Origin of the sequence: Marinibaculum pumilum (assembly GCF_042646425.1) — a bacterium.
GTDB lineage: Bacteria > Pseudomonadota > Alphaproteobacteria > Ferrovibrionales > Ferrovibrionaceae > Marinibaculum > Marinibaculum pumilum.
In genome coordinates, this window is the sequence record NZ_JBHRTR010000048.1 from 30628 (window position 1) to 49860 (window position 19233).

19 protein-coding genes and 1 riboswitch are annotated in these 19233 nt (G+C 69.5%); of the genes, 6 read left to right on the forward strand and 13 right to left on the reverse strand.

Annotated elements, in window-relative coordinates:
• A partial coding sequence (locus ACFOGJ_RS25130; protein WP_379905830.1) for a HAMP domain-containing protein occupies positions 1-1839 on the reverse strand: 1839 nt, incomplete at its 3' end.
• A 99-nt stretch (positions 1840-1938) separates the two neighbouring features.
• The gene (locus ACFOGJ_RS25135) at positions 1939-2367 is read right to left on the reverse strand and encodes a response regulator (protein ID WP_379905832.1); all 429 of its coding nucleotides are present in this window, start codon (positions 2365-2367) and stop codon (positions 1939-1941) included.
• A 357-nt stretch (positions 2368-2724) separates the two neighbouring features.
• Positions 2725-2890, forward strand: a riboswitch (FMN riboswitch).
• 94 nt (positions 2891-2984) lie between these two features.
• On the opposite strand from ACFOGJ_RS25135, the gene ACFOGJ_RS25140 reads away from it, so the two are divergent.
• Positions 2985-3419, forward strand: coding sequence for a 6,7-dimethyl-8-ribityllumazine synthase (locus ACFOGJ_RS25140; protein WP_379905835.1), 435 nt, complete (start codon positions 2985-2987; stop codon positions 3417-3419).
• 746 nt (positions 3420-4165) lie between these two features.
• On the forward strand, positions 4166-4735 hold the full coding sequence (locus tag ACFOGJ_RS25145) for a PAS domain-containing protein (RefSeq protein ID WP_379905837.1): 570 nt from the start codon (positions 4166-4168) through the stop codon (positions 4733-4735).
• Positions 4736-4749: 14 nt separating this feature from the next.
• On the opposite strand, the gene ACFOGJ_RS25150 is transcribed toward ACFOGJ_RS25145, so the two are convergent.
• From ACFOGJ_RS25150 to ACFOGJ_RS25160, 3 genes are read right to left on the reverse strand one after another with little or no spacing between them, the layout of a single operon-like run.
• Complete coding sequence (locus ACFOGJ_RS25150; protein WP_379905839.1) at positions 4750-5358, reverse strand: aromatic-ring-hydroxylating dioxygenase subunit beta; 609 nt, start codon at positions 5356-5358, stop codon at positions 4750-4752.
• Positions 5355-6695, reverse strand: coding sequence for an aromatic ring-hydroxylating oxygenase subunit alpha (locus ACFOGJ_RS25155; RefSeq protein WP_379905841.1), 1341 nt, complete (start codon positions 6693-6695; stop codon positions 5355-5357). The genes ACFOGJ_RS25150 and ACFOGJ_RS25155 overlap by 4 nt, the downstream gene beginning before the upstream one ends.
• 16 nt (positions 6696-6711) lie before the next feature.
• Complete coding sequence (locus ACFOGJ_RS25160; RefSeq protein ID WP_379905843.1) at positions 6712-8211, reverse strand: glutamine synthetase family protein; 1500 nt, start codon at positions 8209-8211, stop codon at positions 6712-6714.
• A gap of 218 nt (positions 8212-8429) precedes the next feature.
• Between ACFOGJ_RS25160 and ACFOGJ_RS25165 the strand changes: the two genes are divergently transcribed.
• Entirely contained in the window at positions 8430-9302 is an 873-nt protein-coding gene (locus ACFOGJ_RS25165) for an AraC family transcriptional regulator (RefSeq protein ID WP_379905844.1), read from the forward strand.
• Positions 9284-9733 carry a hypothetical protein gene (locus tag ACFOGJ_RS25170; protein WP_379905846.1) on the forward strand — a complete coding sequence of 150 codons (450 nt, stop codon included), beginning with the start codon at positions 9284-9286 and terminating at the stop codon, positions 9731-9733. Before ACFOGJ_RS25165 ends, ACFOGJ_RS25170 begins: the two co-directional genes overlap by 19 nt.
• Before the next feature lie 48 nt (positions 9734-9781).
• Here the strand turns inward: ACFOGJ_RS25170 and ACFOGJ_RS25175 are convergent, their stop codons facing one another.
• From ACFOGJ_RS25175 to ACFOGJ_RS25190, 4 genes are all read right to left on the reverse strand, one after another.
• On the reverse strand, positions 9782-10255 hold the full coding sequence (locus tag ACFOGJ_RS25175) for a hemerythrin domain-containing protein (protein ID WP_379905848.1): 474 nt from the start codon (positions 10253-10255) through the stop codon (positions 9782-9784).
• 89 nt (positions 10256-10344) lie between these two features.
• Positions 10345-11229: an alpha/beta fold hydrolase gene (locus tag ACFOGJ_RS25180; RefSeq protein ID WP_379905850.1), complete on the reverse strand. Its 885-nt coding sequence runs from the start codon at positions 11227-11229 to the stop codon at positions 10345-10347.
• A 56-nt stretch (positions 11230-11285) separates the two neighbouring features.
• A complete protein-coding gene (locus ACFOGJ_RS25185; protein WP_379905852.1) occupies positions 11286-11888 on the reverse strand; it encodes a hypothetical protein in 603 nt (200 codons plus the stop codon).
• A gap of 136 nt (positions 11889-12024) precedes the next feature.
• Complete coding sequence (locus ACFOGJ_RS25190; RefSeq protein ID WP_379905855.1) at positions 12025-12522, reverse strand: hypothetical protein; 498 nt, start codon at positions 12520-12522, stop codon at positions 12025-12027.
• Between the two features lie 170 nt (positions 12523-12692).
• Here ACFOGJ_RS25190 and ACFOGJ_RS25195 point away from each other — a divergent pair, with 170 nt between their 5' ends.
• Entirely contained in the window at positions 12693-12983 is a 291-nt protein-coding gene (locus ACFOGJ_RS25195) for a helix-turn-helix domain-containing protein (protein WP_379905857.1), read from the forward strand.
• Positions 12980-14749: a SulP family inorganic anion transporter gene (locus ACFOGJ_RS25200; protein ID WP_379905859.1), complete on the forward strand. Its 1770-nt coding sequence runs from the start codon at positions 12980-12982 to the stop codon at positions 14747-14749. Before ACFOGJ_RS25195 ends, ACFOGJ_RS25200 begins: the two co-directional genes overlap by 4 nt.
• On the opposite strand, the gene ACFOGJ_RS25205 is transcribed toward ACFOGJ_RS25200, so the two are convergent.
• The 4 genes from ACFOGJ_RS25205 to ACFOGJ_RS25220 all read right to left on the reverse strand — a co-directional run bounded on the left by ACFOGJ_RS25205 (position 14721) and on the right by ACFOGJ_RS25220 (position 19212).
• Positions 14721-17033, reverse strand: a complete 2313-nt coding sequence (locus ACFOGJ_RS25205; protein WP_379905861.1) for a TonB-dependent receptor — start codon at positions 17031-17033, stop codon at positions 14721-14723. The two genes, ACFOGJ_RS25200 and ACFOGJ_RS25205, sit on opposite strands and share 29 nt — an antisense overlap.
• 95 nt (positions 17034-17128) lie before the next feature.
• Complete coding sequence (locus ACFOGJ_RS25210) at positions 17129-18169, reverse strand: FecR family protein (RefSeq protein ID WP_379905863.1); 1041 nt, start codon at positions 18167-18169, stop codon at positions 17129-17131.
• Between the two features lie 156 nt (positions 18170-18325).
• On the reverse strand, positions 18326-18898 hold the full coding sequence (locus ACFOGJ_RS25215; RefSeq protein WP_379905865.1) for an RNA polymerase sigma factor: 573 nt from the start codon (positions 18896-18898) through the stop codon (positions 18326-18328).
• Between the two features lie 83 nt (positions 18899-18981).
• A complete protein-coding gene (locus ACFOGJ_RS25220; protein WP_379905868.1) occupies positions 18982-19212 on the reverse strand; it encodes a hypothetical protein in 231 nt (76 codons plus the stop codon).
• Between the last annotated feature and the right edge of the window lie 21 nt (positions 19213-19233).

Consider the following 19233-nt stretch of genomic DNA (forward strand, 5'->3'; position numbering starts at 1 on the left):
CGCGAAGGAGGAGAGCTGGTCCACCATGGTGTTGATGGTGTCCTTCAGCTCCAGGATCTCGCCCTTCACGTCGACGGTGATCTTCTTCGACAGGTCGCCGCGGGCCACGGCGGTGGTCACCTCCGCGATGTTGCGCACCTGGCCGGTCAGGTTGGTCGCCATCGCGTTCACATTGTCGGTCAGGTCCTTCCAGGTGCCGGCGACCCCCTGCACGTCGGCCTGGCCGCCCAGCTTGCCCTCGGTGCCCACCTCGCGCGCGACCCGGCTCACCTCGGAGGCGAAGGAGGAGAGCTGGTCCACCATGGTGTTGATGGTGTTCTTCAGCTCCAGGATCTCGCCCTGGACATCCACCGTGATCTTCTTCGACAGGTCGCCGTTGGCGACCGCCGTCGTCACCTCGGCGATGTTGCGGACCTGTCCGGTCAGGTTGGTCGCCATCGCGTTCACATTGTCGGTCAGGTCCTTCCAGGTGCCGGCGACACCTTTCACGTCGGCCTGGCCGCCCAGCTTGCCCTCGGTGCCCACCTCGCGGGCGACGCGACTGACTTCGGATGCGAAGGAGGAGAGCTGGTCCACCATGGTGTTGATGGTGTCCTTCAGCTCCAGGATCTCGCCCTTCACGTCGACGGTGATCTTCTTCGACAGGTCGCCCCGGGCCACCGCGGTCGTCACCTCGGCGATGTTGCGGACCTGCCCGGTCAGGTTGGTCGCCATCGCGTTCACATTGTCGGTCAGGTCCTTCCAGGTGCCGGCGACACCTTTCACGTCCGCCTGACCGCCCAGTTTGCCTTCGGTACCGACCTCGCGCGCGACCCGGCTGACTTCGGAGGCGAAGGAGGAGAGCTGGTCCACCATGGTGTTGATGGTGTCCTTCAGTTCCAGGATCTCGCCCTTCACGTCGACGGTGATCTTCTTCGACAGGTCGCCGTTGGCGACGGCGGTGGTGACCTCGGCGATGTTGCGGACCTGCCCGGTCAGGTTGGTCGCCATCAGGTTCACGTTGTCGGTCAGGTCCTTCCAGGTGCCGGCGACCCCGCGCACATTCGCCTGGCCGCCCAGCTTGCCCTCGGTACCCACCTCGCGCGCCACCCGGGTCACCTCGGATGCGAAGGAGGAGAGCTGGTCCACCATGGTGTTGATGGTGTCCTTCAGCTCCAGGATCTCGCCCTTCACGTCGACGGTGATCTTCTTCGACAGGTCGCCGTTGGCCACGGCGGTTGTGACCTCGGCGATGTTGCGGACCTGCCCGGTCAGGTTGGTCGCCATCAGGTTCACGTTGTCGGTCAGGTCCTTCCAGGTGCCGGCGACCCCCTTCACGTCGGCCTGGCCGCCCAGCTTGCCTTCGGTGCCGACCTCGCGCGCCACGCGCGTCACCTCGGAGGCGAAGGAGGAAAGCTGCCCGACCATGGTGTTGACGATCTTGCCGATGCGCAGGAACTCGCCGCGCAGCGGCCGGCCGTCGATGTTCAGCTCCACCGTCTGCGACAGGTCGCCCTTCGCCACCGCGCCGATTACCCGTGCCACCTCGGCGGTGGGATAGGCCATGTCGCTGACCAGGCTGTTCACGGAATCGATGCTGGTCTGCCAGCCGCCGCGGGCATCGGTCAGCTCCGCCCGCTGGCTGGTCTTGCCCTCCTTGCCGACCGAGGTGCTGAGCCGGCTCAGCTCCTTCATCAGCCGCTGGTTCAGTTCCACGACGTCGTTGAAGGTCTCCGCGATCTCGCCGTCGATGCCGTCATAGCCGGTGGGCAGCCGGGCGGAGAAGTCGCCCTTGCGGAAGGCGCGCAGCGCCTTGAGGACCTGCCGATCGGTGAGGGGCTGGGCGACGGCGGCTTCCATGGCGGTTCTCCTGCTGGAATCGGTGCGCGGCTGCGGGGTCTTGCGGTGCGGCGGCGGAAGGGATGAGAGGCGGAATCTCGGTGGCGGCGGGATACCGGTTCAGGCGGTGCCCGGGCGATCCCCGGCCGTGGCGGCGTCGAGGGCGGAACGGACGATCTCCGCGATCTCCGGTTCCGTGCAGGGCTTGCCGAGGAAGCCGTGCGCGCCGGTGGCCCTGGCGCGCTCCAGGGTCGCGTCGTCGGTGGCGCCGGTGAGGAAGACGACGGTAATGCCGAGGCGGCCGGTCAGTTCTTCGGCGAGCGCGATGCCGTCGCGGTTCCCGCGCAGGCCGATATCGACCAATGCCGCGCTGGGCCGGTGCCTCTCGGCCAGGTCCAGCGCCTCTGCAGCGGTCGCAGCGGTCCCGCAGCAGGGCAGCCCGAGATCCTCCAGGATATCCTCGATGAACATGGCGACCAGTCCTTCGTCCTCCACGACGAGGACGCCGCCACTGCCTTCGCGGGCAGCCAGCCCGACCGGATCGGTCATGATCCCCTCCCTCCCTACCAGGGCGACACCCGGGAACCGGCCAGGAGGCAGAGCAGCGAAGGGCTGCCCCGGCTCACTAGGTTCCGGTCATTTTCCTGGGTGTGCTGTCCCTTTCGATGCCCCCCCCCGCTCTGGCAATGCCAGCATCTGCGCGGACGGGCAGATGCCAGCCGGCATGTCCGAAAGGACGCTGGTCGCCGGGTCGGCGGCGTCACCGACCCAATCGAGCGCAATAAGCCATTTCCAGGAACAAAGATTCCGCGCAAAGGTTCCAAGCGAAGCGGAGCGATTTCTGTGTACGGCGGCGCCGCCTGTCGCTCGCGGCTTGTTTTCCGATCGCGACCTGTCGGAAAATGCCCCTGTTCTCAGGGCGGGGTGGAAGTCCCCACCGGCGGTATGCAGCCATGGCTGCGAGCCCGCGAGCGCCCCGCCGCCTTCCGCAATGCGGGTCCGGCTGCGGGGGTCAGCAGACCAGGTGAGAGGCCTGGGCCGACGGTCACAGTCCGGATGGAAGAGAACGCGCAGAGGTGCCGTGCGCCGGGACTCCGTCCTGCGCCTGCGGTCCTGTGCCCGTGATCGCCTTGGGTGACGTGTCCGTTGCGAAAGGAGAGATCACGATGACACACACCCGCTATGCCTTCGCCAAGGCCAACTGGCATGCCGATATCGTTTCCCGCGCGCTGGACGGCTTCCTGGAGCTGATCCCGCCGGAGCAGGTCGACGTCTTCGACGTGCCCGGCGCCTTCGAGCTGCCGCTGCTGGCCCGCGACCTGGCGGCCAGCGGCCGCTATGCCGCGGTGGCGGCTGCCGCCTTCGTCGTCGACGGCGGCATCTACCGGCACGATTTCGTGGCCCAGGCCGTCGTCGACGGGCTGATGCGTGCCGGCATGGACACCGGCGTGCCGGTGCTCTCCGTCTCGCTGACCCCGCACCAGTACCAGGAGACGGCGCATCACGACGCGATCTTCAAGGCGCATTTCGTCGAGAAGGGGCGGGAAGCCGCGCGTGCGGCGCTGATGATCGGCCGCACCCGGGCGCAGCTCGCCGCCTGATGCCGGCCCCGTCCCGGCCAGGTGTCGGGGCGGCCAAGTCTTGTTGCGACCCGGCCGGCCTGTGTCGGCCGGGTCGCGTTCCTTCCTGCGGATTGCAGGTTAAGATCGGTGCAGGCAAAGGGGGAACCGGGGACGGGCCATGCTGCCTGCGGAACTTGTCGAAGCTTGCCGGGACCGGCCGCTGCTGCTCGGTTTCCTGGACGCGGTGGAAAGGGCCTGCGACCCCGCGACCTGTCTCCCGGCGAAATCGCGTCTGGATGTGATCCGGATGGGCCGGCAGGGCGTCCTGCCGAACATCTGGATCCTGGAGCGGTGCCCCGATGGCCAGTTCCGCTTTCGCCTGGCCGGCGAGGAGGTGGTCTACAGCCTGGGCGCCAGCCCCCGCGGCAAGACCCTGGAAGAGGTGTTGGGCGGGGACGCCATGACGCGGTTCGCGCCGGTCTTCTGCCGCATCCTGGACGATCGGACGGTCATGTATCAGCGCGGCCCGGCCCATCGCGGCAGCCGCCTGTTCGACTACGGCTATCGTGTCTTCCTGCCATTATGCGGGTCCTCTGCTGCCATGACCGGGAAAGGCCGGGAAGCGGGCCGTGCTGGAAGCGGGATTGACCTTCCGCGACGACCAGGTGCGCTTCTTCCCGTTGCGCCCCGACGGCGGGGCGGGTTCCTGAACTTCGGGCCGGCGGTCGCGCCCATGCCGCGATGCGGTTACAATCGTACGATTGGTGGCCGGGCCGGAGGATGGGATGCTGCCGAACGGGCTCGACGCTGTCTGCGCGGACAGGCCTTTGCTGCTGGCCTTCCTGGAAGCGATCGACGGGGCGCTGGATCCTGTCACGGGCCTGCCGGTGAGGCCCCGGATCGACATTGTGCGCCTGGGCCGCAAGGGCGTCTTGCCGAATATCTGGATGATCGAGCGTGGCGCGGACGGCCAGTTCCGCTATCGGCTGGCCGGCGAGGAGGTGGTCCGGAACTTCGGCGGCAGCCCGCGGGGCAAGACATTGGACGAGGCTGTGGGTCCGGGCGCGGCAGCCCGTTACGGCCCCACCTACGAGACGGTCCTGGCCGACCGCGTGATCGTCTTCCATCGCGGCGCGGTGCGTCGTGGCGGCCGCAGGTTCTATGACGGCTTCCGGCTATTCGTTCCTGTCGTGGAAGCGTGCGGCGGGGACGCGCCGTGGCTGGTGCTCTGCTGCTTCGACAGGGACGATGTCGAACCGCAGGCGCTGCTGGAGACAGGGCTGTCGTACGACAGCGACGTGGTGCGCAGTTTTCCCCTGCGCCCGCCGGGCGGGGGCGAAGCGCGGACCGCCTGATCCCCGGCCAGCCCTCAGAATACGATACTGGGATTGCGCAGGCTCTGGTCGCAGTCGATCAGGTTGACCTGCTTCGCCTGGATGCGCAGGCCGACAGGTCCGTCGACCAGCAGGTGGCCGGCATGGCCGTCCAGGCGGCGCAGATCGCCGTCGCGGAACTCGGTGATCTGGAAGACGGAGCGGGCCAGCAGCCGGTCGTCGCCCGGATCGGCTTTGGCCGGCAGCGCGAACAGGGCGATGTTCGTCACCTGCCGCACCGTGCGGCTGGCCGGCGATTGCGACCAGGCATAGCCGGTGCGGATGCGGAAGATGCGGTCCTCGAGCTGGCGGCGGTCGTGGAAGGCCACGGTGATTTCCCGCCGCGGATCGCCCGGCGGCCGGGTGGCCGGCACCCAATAGGCGCATTCGGGCACGAACAGGTCGAGCCAGGCGTCGTAGCGTTCCTGCTCCAGCAGCCGCGCCTCGCGGTTCAGCAGCAGCGCGACCCGGTCGCGCAGGTCGCGGTCGGCGATCTCCGGCAGGTCGGCCTCCAGATGGGCGAAGGCATCGACCAGGTCCTGGTAGAAGGCGTCGCCGACATAGTAGGAGGCGGTGGCGGGGCTTTCGGCTGCGGGCTTCGTCATGCCTCCGCCCCCCGCAGCACGGTCAGCTCCGGTTCGACCGACATCAGGTCCCGGTAGTGCGACATGGCGCGGCGCATGAACACCTCGTCGGTGGCCGGGCCGCTGACCGTCTCGCCGTCCGTCTCGAACCGGTCGGGCAGGCCCATGCCGCGATGCATCCAGACCCATTCGTCCTCCTCCGCGGCGAGGCCGGCCTGGATCTCCTCGAAATTGGTCAGGTCGTCGACCTCGCCGAAGGTCGGGAACTGCTCCTGCGTGCGCATCCGCAGCGCATTGATCGGTCCCAGCGCCTCGCCCAGGCTGCCCTCGGGGTCGACCAATGCGGTGCCGTACCAGACGCTCGCCGTCTCGGTCGCCGAGATGGGGTCCAGCACCTGGATGTGGTTGCCCAGGATCAGCAGGTTCGGGAAGACGTTGATGTTGACCGGTTCCGAGCAGGCCAGGTCCAGATAGCGGTCGGCATCGGCGCCGAAGCGGTCCCGCAACAGCCGCTCGTAATGCTCCATGCCGGGATGCAGCCCCTCGGTCCGCCACAACCCGCCGGGGCGCTGGTCGATCGCCATCCGCTTGTCCTTGAAATGGTGGCCGTTCGGATAGGCATGGACCCGCACCGGCCCGCTGTCGGGGCGCTGCTTGTAGAACGACATGCCCTTCTGATCCTCGGCGGCAAAGCGGTTCTCCATCATCAGCAGCGAGCGGTGGGAGAAGATCACGTGATAGCCGTCTGCGGCATTGTCGTAGGCCAGCTTCCAGTTGCCGCGGAACTTCAGGCGGTTCGCCTCCCGCACCTCCAGCGCCGCGCCGGGATGGCGGTCCAGCCATTCGTCGATCGGCCGGCGTACCGGGCCCAGATGCGCCTGCAGCGGCGCGGCCGCCATGTTCAGGGTGCCGAAGATGAAACCGCGATAGCTCTCCAGCCGCGGGATCCGCGCCAGGTCGAAGGCGCCGCCCTGCAGGTTGCCGGCATAGCCGTCCGGCCAGGGCACGCCGGTCAGTTCGCCGGTATTGCGGAAGGTCCAGCCGTGATAGGGGCACTGGAACGTCTTCGCGGTGCCGGCGGTCTGCCGGCAGATGGTGGCGCCGCGGTGGGTGCAGCGGTTGTAGAGCCCGTGCAGCCGGCCGTCGCCGTCGCGGGTGACGATGATCGGCCGCCGCCCCAGGCGGGTGCGGAAGAAGCTGTTGGGCTGGGCGACCTGGCTCTCATGCGCCAGGTAGACCCAGGTGCCGCCGAAGATGCGGCGCATCTCCAGGTCGAAGATCGCCGGGTCGGTGTAGAGGCTGCGATGCACGCGGTCCTCCTGCACCAGATGGCCGAAATCGTAGGCACTGGCGGTCATGGCTTCCCCCGCACGGTCAGAACGCATCGAGATATTCGCGGCGCTCCCATTCGGTCACGCCATCCTCGGGCCGGACGCCGGTCGCCGCCAGCCAGTCGTCGTAGCGCGCCAGCTCGGCCCGCTTCAGCTTCAGGAAATAGTCCAGATAGACCTCGCCGAAGCCGTCGCGGAACAGGCTGCTGCGCTCCAGCGCCGCCAGCGCATCGTGCAGGCTGGTCGGCAAAGCGGGGGCGGGGTCCTGATAGGGGTTCTCGCTGGGTGGCGGCGGTTCCGTCTCCCGCCGCAGGCCGTCCAGGCCGCAGAGGATCTGCGCGGCGATGAACAGATAGGGGTTGGCTGCCGGCTCGCCGACCCGGTTTTCCAGCCGGGTGGCCGGGTCGCCGGGACCACCCAGCACACGCAGCATGGTGCCGCGATTGTCATGGCCCCAATGGGCCCGGTCCGGCGCGAGCGAATTGACCCGGAAACGGCGATAGCCGTTCACCGTCGGGGTGGCGAAGACCAGGGCGGGTGCCGCCTGCGCCAGCAGCCCGCCGACGAAGGCGCGGCCCAGCGGCGACAGCAGCCTGTCGCATTGCGCCGGCGTGAACAGGTTGGCCCCGCCGGCCGCCTGCACCAGCGACAGGTGCAGGTGCCAGCCGCTCGGATACTGGCTCGGCGCGCCGGGGCTGCACATGAAGCTGGCGAGATGGCCGTGCCGGCGGCAGACCTGCCGGGTGGCGCTGCGGAACAGGATGAAGTCGTCGGCGGCCTGCAGCGCCTCGCGGGCGTCGAAGGTGCATTCCACCTGGCCCGCGCCCCATTCGTTCTCCACCGACCGCAGGGGCAGGCCGGTGGCGGCATAGGCGTCCGCCAGCGCGCTCAGGACCGGCTGCATCAGGTCCATGTTCGCTTCGGAGTGGTAGGAGAAGCCGGGCTCCGGCGCGACGGTGGCCGGGGGCAGGGGGCGCTGGCCGGGGCGGGCCAGGTTCTCATCGTCCAGGCCCTCCTGTGCCAGCCGCAGCAGGTACCATTCGACCTCCAGCCCCACGATTGCCTGCAGCCCCTGTTCAGCGAGCGCCGCGACCTGTCGGCGCAGGACATGGCGGGCGCCGAAATGGAACGGCCGGCCGTCGCGGAAATAGGGGTCGCAGAGCATCCAGCCGATGCCCGGCGCCCAGGGCAGGGTGCGGAAGCTGGCCGGGTCGGGCACCGCGACGATGTTGGGCGAGCCGGTCATTTCCGCCAGGCCCATGCCGCCGCCGCTGGTGAAGGAGGCGAAGACCCGGCCGCCGGAGGCGTCCAGGGTCCAGGTCGCGACATTGATGTTGTAGCCGTCGGTCAGCGCGGACCGCAGCGCCGCCGGCGTCACCGCCTTGGCCCGGGTCTGGCCGTGGGTGTCGGTCCAGGCCAGGCGGACCAGGCGGATCCCCTCCACCTCAACCCGGCGCTGCACCTCCGCCGCCATCGCTTCCTGCGCGTCGCTCCACAGGCCGTGGCGGCGGATGAAATGCTCTGGCTGGTCCGGTGCGGTCATGGCGTCTCTACGGTGCCGGCCCGGGACGGGCCGTAAGGTGGCGATGTACAGGACGGTATGCTAGCGGCAGCGCGCCGCGTCGGCTGTGCCGATCGGCTGGCGATTTATCATCGCGTCTGATTTTTCCCTCCGCCGGCCCTTGCCTGGCGGTTCCGGCGCGCCCTCAACTGCGCTAGCGTCGCGCGGCCCTGACCCTTATCGAGGAGCCGGCGCCCGTCGTGTCGCAACCCCTTGCCTATATCGCCGGCCGGTTCGGCCGCATCGGCCTGGTCCGGATGGATACCAGCCTGGCGGTGCATGTGCATCGCCACATCCACCTGATCGTCGGGGTCGACGGGGCCGTCACCCAGTTCCAGGTCCGCGGCCGCGCTTTGCCCGTCGGCCCGGACCACGCCGTGCTGGTGGAGGCCTGGGCCCCGCATGGCTGGCGGCACCGCCGCGGCGCGCCGCCGACCACCTTCCTGACCTTCTACCTGGAACCCGACTGGGTGCGCGACCGGCTGGGCTTTGCCGCAACGGGCGATGCGGCGCTGCTGTCCGATCCGCTGGTGGTGTTGAACGATGCCGCGCGGCGCAGCATCGCCGCGCTGGCGCAGCTGCTGTCGTCTGCGGCCGGCGGCGCCGGGACCGCCGGGGCGGAGGGCGGCGTCGACGACCTGATCGCGGCCCTCTTGTCCGCGGTGCTGGCCGGCCGCGCTGGCCGGCACCTGCCGCTGCCGGTCGCGGTGCGCCTGCAGGACCACCGGATCCGGCGCGCCTTCGGCCTCCTGCATGACGGCGCGCGGGTGGAGATCGAGGCGGTGGCGCGCGAGGTGGGCCTGTCGCGGCCACGCTTCTTCGAGCTGTTCCGCGACTGCACCGGCCTGACGCCGGGCTGCGTCGCCAATGCCGGCCGCATGGAGCGGGCGATCCAGGGCCTGACCCAGTCGCGGCAGCCGCTAAGCGACCTGGCGCTGGATCTCGGCTATGCGGCGCAGGGCAATTTCACGCGCTTCTTCAAGCAGCAGATCGGCATCAGCCCGGCGAGCTACCGCCGTGCCGCGATGCCGGTGGGATTGACCGGCGGGGCCACATGGTGCGGATCGGCATAGCCGCTGCGGCCGCGCTGCTGCTGCTGGTCGGCACCGGCATCGCCCCTGCCGCCGACAGCCGGGTAGATATTGCGGTCGAGGCGATGGCGGACGGGAACGGCCTGGCGGTCAGCGGCAGCGCGACGGTGCCGGACGGCGCCTGGATCGTCTTCGCGGCGCGCCGGCTGGCGCCGCCGCTGCGAAGGGTGCGTGGCGCGGCCCGGGCCTCGGGCGGCCACTATGCCGGCAGCCTCGACATCTCGGGCTGGCCGGCCGGCACGGTGGCGGTGGACGCGCATTTCCAGGTCCTGCTGCCCGGCGATCTGCGACAGCCACCTGAAGTCATTGCCCGCTATGGCGCCAACGGGGAGCGGATGACCGGGCCGTCGGTGGTGGAGGGCGGCGGCGGCTTCCGCGCCGCCATCGCCTCCACCGGCGCGGAGCTGCGCTGAGGCCGGCTCCGGGGATCGCGGACCGGGAGAACGCGGTCCTGTCGCCGGTCAGTCCTCGACGGCCTCTTCCATCTTCCGGTCCACCAGGCCGACCTCCTGCGCCTTGCGGCTGCGGAAGGCATGGCCGAGGCGCCCGTCGGAATCGGCCCCGATCTGCTCCCGGGCGGAAGCGAACAGTTCCTCTTCCTCTTCGTCGATATGGTGCTTGTATTCGTCCTGCAGCGTCTTGAATCGCAGCAGCCAGCCCGGGCTGGACATGTCCATGTCGTTCAGCTCGTCCATGATTTCGTCCAGGCTCTGATGCTCGTGCACCGAATGGCGGGCATCCGGCTGCCCGTGCGTCGTTGCCATCAGCCGCGCATAGAAGGTTTCTTCCTCTGCAGCGGCATGGGCCTTCACGTCGTAGAAGAAGGTCGACCATGCGGCCCGCCGCTCGTCGCTGTCGCCGGAGGTCGAGGCCAGCGCGTCCAGCAGCTGGCGGTGATGGTCGTGGTCACGCTTGATCGCGTCGTAGATCTTCATGGATTGCTCCCCTGAAGTGCTTCCGGGCCACGTGGCCGCGCAGATTGTCGTCTGCACTAAAAGGCACCGTGGGGCAGGGGGTTCCACGCTCAGTCGTCGGTCCGCATGATCTGGGCATCCGCCGCGCTGCGGTCGCGGGGCGGCCAATGTCCGGATTCCACCGCGGCGATGAATTCGCGCAGCAGGTGGTTGAACAGTTCCGGCTCCTCCAGGTTCAGGACATGCCCGGTCCTGGGCAGGACGGCGAGGCCGGCCGCCGGCAGGGTGCGCTTCAGGAACAGGCCGGGCTGCAGGCAATGGTCGTCCTCGTCGCCGACCACGACCAGGGTCGGCACCTGCATGCCCGAGATCTCCGCCTCCAGGTCGTAGAGCGAGGGGCGGCCGCCCTGCACGCCGCGCATGGTATGGGCGGCACCGGCGTCGGAATGGCGTGCCAGACGTTCCGCCATCTCCTGCCAGCCGCGCGGATTCTTGGTCCGGAACGGCAGGCGGGAAGCCGCCAGGGCATAGGTTTCGGCGAAGGCGGCGGCGCCGACCGTCTCGAAGCGCCGGGCGACCTCCTGCGCGGTGGCGCGGAATTCCGCCTCAAAGGCCTTCTCGGCGCCATAGCCGGCGCCGGCCACGGTCAGCGAATGCGCCCGCTGCGGCGCGGTCAGGCCCAGATGCAAGGTCGCGAAGCCGCCCATCGACAGGCCCACGACATGGGCGCGGTCGATCTCCAGCCCGTCCAGCACCGCCAGGATGTCGGTCACCGCGATCGCCTGGCTGTAGGCGGCCGGATCCTGCGGCACGTCGGATGGCGGATAGCCGCGGGCGGCAAAGGTGATGCAGCGATGCCGGCGGGAGAAATAGCGCATCTGCGGCTCCCATGCGTCGTGGTTGCCGGCGAATTCGTGGACGAAAAGGATGGCGGAACCGGTGCCGGCCTCCTCGACATGGAGGCGGGTGCCGTCCGCAGCGATCGCATATGTCATGGCCGGGCCCTTCGCTTGGTCGATGCCGGACCGCGGGGCCCGCCGCGGCCGGTCCCTCAGCCCGGGCCCGCGGGTCCTTCCGCGGGCTCCGTCACGGTTTCCGTCTGCGCCTCCGCCTCCTCCTCGAAGCGGAAGATGTTCAGTTCCACCACGCCGAAGCAGAGGATCCAGAGGACCGCGTCATAGGTGTCGAGCAGGTCGCCCCTGATGCCCCAGGCAACCGCACAGGCGACCAGGATGCCATAAAGCAGCGCCTTCACGGCATTCCGGATCCGCCATTCGCCGGAGCCGTATTCGCCGGGGACATAGACATCGTATTCCAGGACCGCGCAGACCAGCAGCCAGGTCACGGCATTGGTCAGGTCCAGCCACTTCGCGCCAAGATAATATTCGACCGCGGCATCGAGGATCAGCGCATAGGCGATCAGCCGCAGCGTGTGGATGCCCCACCTCTGCCAGCGGCTGGAATAAGCCTCGTCCAGGGTGGAGGTCTCGTATTCGAAGGTGGCGATCAGCAGCAGCCAGCCGACCTGGTCGATGACGGCGGCGGTGCCGCCATAGATCCAGAACAGGACGACATCGACGCCCAGCAGGCCGTAGACACTCCACTTGAAGGCGCGGAACAGGCGGGCTTTGTCGAAGGTCGCCGTCGTGATCATGGCATCCCGCCCCCGCCCCCGGCCGCTGCCGCATGTCCAGGCCTTGCCAAGGTGCCGCTCCCCCATCCGCTGCAGGCATGGCCAGGGATAGGACCTCAGGATGTCGGCCTGATGACAGAAGGGGCCGCGGCGGCACTCAGTTCGCCGGCAGGGCGACCCTGCGCCGCTCGGCCCGCAGGCGCAGGCTGTCCCAGTTGCCGCCGCTGCCCATCGGCGCGTCGCAATAGGCCCATTCGCCAGCCATCCGTGCGCCCAGGTCCTGCACCGAGAAGGCGATCCGCCCCCAGTGATGGCCGTCGCCGGCCATGCCGCCCATGCGCAGCGCCTCCCGCTGTTCCCCGCTCAGGCCCGGCGCGGGTTCGGCGCAGCGCTGGTTCGACTTGGGCTGGATCCAGACCAGGTCGGCCCGCGCCCCGTCGCCCGAAAGCCGCCCCACGATGACCCCGTCGAAGTCCGGATAGCGGCCGACCAATGTGCGCTCGAAGACCGCCAGTTCCATCGGCCCGTAGGGGCTCTGCCAGTGGGAATGGTCGACGGCAAGTTCGGTGGCGCCGGCCTGGAAGGCGGCCGCCAGCGCAGGCAGAAGCGCGGCGAAGCCGGTGCAGATCCAGGCCAGGGTTTCCATGCATTCCATCGCTCGCCTCCATTGCCGCATGCCGTGCCGATGCCGGCGATGATAGCCGGTCGGCGGCCGGGCGAGGAACCGGCCTCCGCTGCGCCTTCATGTCGCATTTCTTATCAGTATAGATGTTTGAAATATCATAAAGCATGTTCTGAACAGCAAAACCACGGGGTGCAGGCGAGATGATCACCGGCGGCCAGATGCGGGCGGCGCGCGCCCTGCTGGGCATCGACCAGAGGCAGCTGGCCGGTCTGGCCGGCCTGTCGGTGCCAACGATCCAGCGCATGGAAGCCAGCCCGGGCACGGTCCGCGGCGTGGTGGAATCGCTGACCCGGGTGGTGGCGGCCCTGGATGCGGCGGGGATCGAGCTGATCGGCGAGCATGCGCCCAGCACCGCCAGCGGCCGCGGCGTGCGGCTGAAGGCGCCGGCAGTCGCACCCGCTTCCGGGCCCGAAGCCGGGCCACGGCCGTGAGCACCCGTCCGGCGGCGATGCTGCCACCGCCCGAGCCGGGTTTCCTGGAACTCTACACGCCGAAGCTCGTGACCATCCTGCGCGAGGGTTATGGCCTGCGGCAGCTGCGGGCCGATGCCGTGGCCGGGCTGACCGTGGCGATCGTCGCGCTGCCGCTGTCGATGGCGATCGCCATCGCGTCGGGGGCCAGTCCCGCGCAGGGCCTGTATACCGCGATCGTCGGCGGCTTCCTGGTCTCGGCGCTGAGTGGCAGCCGCTTCCAGATCGGCGGGCCGGCCGGCGCCTTCATCGTCCTGGTCGCCGCCACCGTGCAGGCGCATGGCATGGACGGGCTGATCCTGGCCGTCATCCTGTCGGGACTGATGCTGGTTGCCGTCGGCCTGCTGCGGCTGGGCAGCTATGTGAAGCTGATCCCCTATCCGGTGACAATCGGCTTCACCGCCGGCATCGCCGTGATCATTTTCGCCAGCCAGGTCAAGCCGCTGCTCGGCCTGACCCTGCCCGCGGCGGAGCCCGGCCCGCTGCTGCAGAAGCTGCCGGTGCTCTGGGCAGCACTGCCCGGCCTGGAGCCGGCGGCGCTGGCGCTTTCGGCGGGAACGATCGTGCTGATCGTCGGCCTGAAGCGATTGCGACCCGGCTGGCCCGGCATGCTGCTGGCCGTCGCCGCCGCCGGTGCGGCCACGGCGCTGCTCGACCTGCCGGTGGCCACCATCGGCAGCGCCTTCGGCGGCATCCCCGACAGCCTGCCCCTGCCGTCCTGGCCGCAGTTCGACCTGGAGAAGATGGGCGACGTGCTGCCGAATGCGGTGGCGTTCTGCCTGCTGGGGGCGATCGAATCGCTGCTGTCGGCGGTGGTCGCCGACGGCATGACCGGCCGGCGGCATCGCTCGAACTGCGAACTGGTGGCGCAGGGAGTGGCCAATATCGGTTCCGGCCTGTTCGGGGGCATCTGCGTCACCGGCACGATCGCGCGGACGGCCACCAATGTCCGCGCCGGTGCCCACGGTCCCGTCGCCGGCATGCTGCATGCGCTGTTCCTGCTGGCCTTCATCCTGGTCGCCGCGCCGCTGGCGCGCTTCATCCCGCTTGCCGGCCTGGCCGGGGTGCTGGCTGTGGTCGCCTGGAACATGGTGGAGCGCCACGCCATCGCCGGCCTGCTGCGCAGTTCCCGGGGCGATGCCGCCGTCCTGGCGGTGACCTTCGGCCTGACGATCTTCCGCGACCTGACGGAGGCGATCGTGGTCGGCTTCGCCCTGGGCTCGGTGCTGTTCATCCACCGCATGTCGAAGATGGCGGCGGTGGAGCGCCACTCCCCCTTCGTGCAGGAAGACCGTGCCGACGGTGCACCGGACGACCGGCAGCCCTATGAGGGCGCCGCCGCCGATCCCGATGCCCTGGTGTACCGGATCAGCGGCCCGCTGTTCTTCGGCGCGGCGGGCTCGATCGCGTCGATCCTGGACCGCATCGCCGACAGCCATCGGGCGCTGGTGCTCGACCTCTCCGCGGTGCCGTTCCTGGATTCCACCGCCGCCAAGGTGATCGAAGGGCTGGCCCGGAAGGCCGGCCGCGGCAACGGCCGGCTGTTCCTGGCGGGCGCCTCGCCGGAGGTCGCCCGAATGCTGGCGGCGCAGGGCCTGGGACCGCCCGATATCGGCTTCGCGCCGTCGACCGAAGCGGCGCTGGAGGCGGTGCGCGCAATGCGGGCAGGACAGGAGCCGAAGGTCGCTCCTGACGCGGTCAGAACCGGGCCTTGGCACTCACCATGAAGGAGCGTCCGGGCTCCATCAGCGGGCGCACGGTGCTGAACTCCTGGCCATAGGTGGCGCGGTCGGCATAGGCCTCGTCGAAGACGTTCTTGACGTCGAGCCGCAGGGTGAGGAAGTCGAGCTGCGCTGGCCGGTATTCGCCGAACAGGTTCAGCACCTTGTAGGGGTCCTGCGGCTGGAAGCCGGCATCGGCGGTCTCGCTGTTCTTCAGCGCGGCCTGGGCGGTGCCGCCGACGGTCACGCCGATGCTGTCGAAGCGCTGCGCGGCCTCCAACGCGAAGACGCGGCCGATCGGCGTGCCGAGATACTGGGTGGCATCGGAATCCGTTACCGCACCGTTCAGGCTGATGCGGCTGTCGATGAAGGTCAGCCGTGCGAAGCCGCTCTGCCAGGCATAGCCGGCGCCCAGGTTGTAGCCGCGCGTCTTGAAGTCGGCGGTGAGGTCGGGACCGCCGCGGAAGCTCTCGTCCCGCGCATTGCTGAAGCGGCTCTCGAACAGGCCGGCTCGGAAGGTGAAGCCCATGTAGCGGACCTCCGCATCCACCACGCCGTTCTGCGACCGTACCGGCTTGATGCCGCTGGCATAGGTCCACGCCGGATTGAGGATGTAGTTCTCCGCCAGCGCGATGCCGCCCCAGACATTGGAATAGCCGGCGGACAGGGTCAGGAAGTCCGCGACGTCATAGGCGGCGGAGATGTTCCCGCTGGCGCCCGAATTGGTCAGCTTCGTGCCGTCGACCCCCTTGAACCATTGCCGGTCGCCACGCAGGCCGAAGGACAGCCGCAGGGGATCCACCGGCACCAGGCGTGCCTGGGCATAGATGCCGACATTGGTGGCGGTCTCCTGGACGTTGGTGGTCGGGTCCTTGTACTGCGCCTTGCTGCTGTAGAAGTCCGTCCCCACCGTGATGCGGTCGCGGGGCGACAGGTTGAAGTCGTTCTCCAGCTTGCCGTTCCAGCCGCCGGTGATGCCGATGCTGCCGAACGGGTCCAGCACCTCGGTCCGCTGTTCGCTGTAGCCGACCACCAGGCTGGGATCGAACAGCCCCGTCGCGTGCGGCGTGCTGTAGTTCAGGCTGTAGGTGCTGTTGCGCAGGTTGTAGTTGCGGACGATCGGGCCGGGCCGGTTGGTCAGCTGGCCGATATTGGCGCGGAACGGACGGTCCGCATCGTCGCGCACCTGCTGGCCGGACAGTTCGATCCGGTGCCCGCCCGCGCCCTCGTAGGCGGTCTTCGCCAGGAAGCTGCGCAGACTGGTTTCGGTGCCCTCGACCTTCAGCCCGTTGCCGTCGCTGTAATTGCCGCCTTCGCCATACTTGAAATAGCCCAGCGCCTCGAACCCCTGGGCGCGGCCATAGGCGGCCAGGTCGGCGATATAGGTGCCGCCGTTGGTGCCGTAGCTGCCGTTCGCGAAGCCGCCCAGGTTGCGGCCCGGCAGCAGCATGTCGCCGGCATCGACGGTCTCGTAGACGATGGCGCCGCCCAGCGCGCCCGGCCCGGCATCGGCGGGCGCGACGCCGGGATCGACCCGCACCGATTTCAGCATCGACGGATCGATCAGGTTGGTGCCGGTATGGTGGAAGACCTTGTTGTTCTGTCGCGCGCCGTCGACCGTGACGGCGAGGTTGGTTTCCTCGACGCCGTTCACATAGACCTTCTGCGACACCGGGATGCCGCCACCGACGGAGACGGCGGCCTGTCCGGCATAGACCTCCTTCAGGTTGGTCGGGTCCAGCAGCTCCAGTTCGTCCTGGCCGATCTCGATCGCGTTGGCATCGTCCGCGCTGCCGGCGCCAGCCCCCTCGATCATGATCGGGTCCAGTACCGTCGCACCGGATGCGCCCTGCGCGGCCGCTTCCAGGATCACCGTCCCGTCGGCGGCGCGCCGCCAGGTCAGGCCGGAGCCGGACAGCAGCCGCTGCAGGGCCGCATCCGCGTCCATCCGGCCGCGCACACCGGGGCTGCTCTTGCCGCGGGCCAGGTCGCCATGGACGGAAACCTGGACGCCGGCCTGACGGCCGAAGGCTGCCAGAGCGTCGCCCAGCGGTTGCGGCGCGATATCGAACTGCGCCTGCGCCGTGCTGGCGGGGCCGGTCTGCGACTGCGCCAGGGCCGGCAGCGGCAGGGTGGCGACCGTCAGGCCCAGCGCGGCCAGGCCGGCCGCGACCGGCGTGATCGCAAGTGGCGCGAGCCTGCGCAGGGCAGGCCGCGTCCGGCGGCCCTGCGCCGCGCCAGTTTCGCCGCTTGCGGACCTCTTTGTCTTGCTGACGGTTCCCCCGGTCATGCCGTTCCCCTTCCCTGGCCTGGCAGCGGCGCAATCATGTGGATGCGTCGCATTTGCATATCATGCCAAGGTGACGAAACCGGCGTGTCGGCTGTTCAGAAGAAATCCGGCAGGCCGGCCATCGACAGGGACGGTTCCTCCGACAGCACCAGCAGCCAGGGGGTGAGGCGATGGACCACGGCACCCTGTGCCGCCGCCATGGCCTCCAGTGCCGCGGCGGGATCGGACAGCGTATAGAGGCCGGTCAGCGGCTGCCGGGCGAGGCGGCTGCCGAGCAGCAGGATCCTGCCGCCATGGAAGGGGCGCAGGCGGTCGACCGCCTGCGCGACCGCGAGGTCGCGGGCGATGAGCAGCCCGTGCCGCCAGGCGGCCACCTGTTCCGACGGGTGCCGCCCACGGTCTGTCCGGCCATCCGCATCGCGGCGGAGCCAGTCGCCCGCTCCCAGGTCCGGCCCGATGGCCCGCCCGCCAACAGGGGTTTCCGCCCGCACCCGGCCCTCGGCGACTGCCAGGGCGGTGCTGCCCGGTCCGGTCCGCATCTCGAATGCCGTGCCCAGCACCACCGCGTCCAGGTCGTCGGTGCGGACACGGAACGGCCGGCCGGGGTCGGGCGCGACCTCGAAATAGGCCATGCCCTGCCGCAGGGTGACCTGTCGCGCGGTTCCGCCCAGGTCGATGGCGATTGCCGTCCGGGGGCCGAGGGTGATGCGGCTGCCATCGCCAAGGGTGAGCTGCCGCACCTCGGCGATGCCGGTCTGCAGGCCGCCGTCATCGCGCAGAATCCCGGTTAGCACGCCGGGCGGCAGCGCCAGGACCAGGCAGGCGGCAAGAGCGACCGCGATCGCGGCAAGCCGGTGGCACGGCCGCCGAGGCCCGGTGTGACGCCCCGGCCGCATGGCGACGGCCGCGACGGGGGCCGGGACCGCGCGGTGCGTCGGACGGTCACGCGATCCTTCCGCGGGCGACAGCAGGCCCAGCCGGTCGTAGGTATCGGCCATCTCGGTCCAGTCCCGGCGATGCGACTCGTCCGCCTCCAGCCAGCTCTCGAACCGCCGTTCCATGCCGTCTCCGGCTGCAGCCTCGCGCAAGGCGATCAGCCATTCGGCGGCGGTCCGGGGATCCTCGCGTTCATGCATGCCGGAACGACACTCCACTCTGGCAATCCGAATCGACGGTCCGAGAACGGCGCCGCGGTCGCGACACTGTCGCGAAGCGGGACTGTCCGCATGCCTGCCCGCCCTGCTTGATAGTGACGATGCGAGCGTCTGCCATGTTCACGACCATTGTCGCGGTCACCGCCGGTGCAGGCGGGCGCGGCAATGTTCGAGCCCCTGGATCACCAGGGCATGCGCCTGGCCGACGGAGACGTCCAGCTGTGCCGCAATCTGGCGGATCGTGCAGCCTTCGAAGCGGTGCAGCCGGACCGCCGCCTGCACCTTGGGCGGCAGCTCCTCCAGTGCCGCCGCCAGGGCGCGCAGTTCCTGCCGTGCAGCCACTTCCTGCTCCACCGCCGGCCGGTCTTCCTGCACGGCGGCGAACAGTCGCTCTGCATCCGGATGCTGGCGCGCGCGATCCCGGTGCAGTCGCCGCTGAACGTCCACCGAAAGGTTGCGGACGATGCGGTAGAGATAGGCGAGCGGCTCCGCCGGATCGGCATCCGGCGCAGCATTGTCGAAACGCAGGAACGCCTCCTGCACGACATCCTCGGCATGGCCGCGATCGCCGAGGATTCGATGGGCATAGCTGACCAGCGCGCTGCGATGCGCGACGAAGAGGTGCAGTCTGTTGCGATCGCTGGGCAGCTCTGGATATCCCGGCCTTGCATCGGCCCGCCGACCGGACCGTCCGTCGCCGGAATAACGCAAATAACAATTATTCGCAAAATATGCCTGCACTGGCGTGCGAAAACCGGCGCCTGGGGGATGCAGGGGGGGGGCGGGGTCGGTGTTCAGCCGGATCCGAGACAGGCCAGCGACCGGCGAGTGGATGCCGACCAATCAGGCGTCGCGTCCGGTCCGGCGGCCAGGATGGCGCGCAGGACGGATCGGGCGGCCTGCATGTCTTCGTCGGCGGTGCCGTCGGCGCAGGGACGGGCGGCGGGCAGCAGGTGCTGTTCGATGATCGCGATGGGCCAGGCGGCCGCCGGGTCGCCGCCTGCCTCCCGGCGCCGGGCCGTCACCAGGCCGGCGGCTGCCCCATC

What these genes read in the sequence shown, in the direction of transcription:
- ACFOGJ_RS25135 (WP_379905832.1), bottom strand. Translation starts at nt 2,367, where the DNA reads ATGACCGATCCGGTCGGGCTGGCTGCCCGCGAAGGCAGTGGCGGCGTC.
- ACFOGJ_RS25140 (WP_379905835.1), top strand. Translation starts at nt 2,985, where the DNA reads ATGACACACACCCGCTATGCCTTCGCCAAGGCCAACTGGCATGCCGAT.
- ACFOGJ_RS25145 (WP_379905837.1), top strand. Translation starts at nt 4,166, where the DNA reads ATGCTGCCGAACGGGCTCGACGCTGTCTGCGCGGACAGGCCTTTGCTG.
- ACFOGJ_RS25150 (WP_379905839.1), bottom strand. Translation starts at nt 5,358, where the DNA reads ATGACGAAGCCCGCAGCCGAAAGCCCCGCCACCGCCTCCTACTATGTC.
- ACFOGJ_RS25155 (WP_379905841.1), bottom strand. Translation starts at nt 6,695, where the DNA reads ATGACCGCCAGTGCCTACGATTTCGGCCATCTGGTGCAGGAGGACCGC.
- ACFOGJ_RS25160 (WP_379905843.1), bottom strand. Translation starts at nt 8,211, where the DNA reads ATGACCGCACCGGACCAGCCAGAGCATTTCATCCGCCGCCACGGCCTG.
- ACFOGJ_RS25170 (WP_379905846.1), top strand. Translation starts at nt 9,284, where the DNA reads ATGGTGCGGATCGGCATAGCCGCTGCGGCCGCGCTGCTGCTGCTGGTC.
- ACFOGJ_RS25175 (WP_379905848.1), bottom strand. Translation starts at nt 10,255, where the DNA reads ATGAAGATCTACGACGCGATCAAGCGTGACCACGACCATCACCGCCAG.
- ACFOGJ_RS25180 (WP_379905850.1), bottom strand. Translation starts at nt 11,229, where the DNA reads ATGACATATGCGATCGCTGCGGACGGCACCCGCCTCCATGTCGAGGAG.
- ACFOGJ_RS25185 (WP_379905852.1), bottom strand. Translation starts at nt 11,888, where the DNA reads ATGATCACGACGGCGACCTTCGACAAAGCCCGCCTGTTCCGCGCCTTC.
- ACFOGJ_RS25190 (WP_379905855.1), bottom strand. Translation starts at nt 12,522, where the DNA reads ATGGAATGCATGGAAACCCTGGCCTGGATCTGCACCGGCTTCGCCGCG.
- ACFOGJ_RS25195 (WP_379905857.1), top strand. Translation starts at nt 12,693, where the DNA reads ATGATCACCGGCGGCCAGATGCGGGCGGCGCGCGCCCTGCTGGGCATC.
- ACFOGJ_RS25205 (WP_379905861.1), bottom strand. Translation starts at nt 17,033, where the DNA reads ATGACCGGGGGAACCGTCAGCAAGACAAAGAGGTCCGCAAGCGGCGAA.
- ACFOGJ_RS25210 (WP_379905863.1), bottom strand. Translation starts at nt 18,169, where the DNA reads ATGCATGAACGCGAGGATCCCCGGACCGCCGCCGAATGGCTGATCGCC.